The organism is Phyllobacterium lublinensis (genome assembly GCF_020164435.1).
Taxonomy (GTDB): Bacteria; Pseudomonadota; Alphaproteobacteria; order Rhizobiales; family Rhizobiaceae; genus Phyllobacterium; species Phyllobacterium lublinensis.
Window position 1 is genome coordinate 1 of record NZ_JAIUDQ010000043.1, and the last position, 251, is coordinate 251.

The window sequence follows — 251 nt, forward strand, 5'->3', positions numbered from 1 at the left end:
CTGCGTTCCTGCCGTGGCCACAGTAATGTTGTCATAAACATCGCATAGGCGATGGCTACCAGTATGTAGGTGACCCGGGTGGAAAACGAATCGGCGGCAGACCCCGGAAGCGGTGACACACCTGTTCCGAATACGAGCAGGAAGATCGTCAAGGCACCAGCGTAGAGTTTGGCGGCCGGCGCATTCATGGCGGCACGGCCGCCGAATACCAGGCCAGCGAGCAGCACCAACAGAAAGAGGAAAATGTGGGA

At 58.2% G+C, this 251-nt stretch carries 1 pseudogene; it reads right to left on the reverse strand.

Annotated elements, in window-relative coordinates:
• Positions 1-251, reverse strand: a pseudogene (locus tag K9U38_RS21925) (DUF2955 domain-containing protein); the annotation flags it as partial.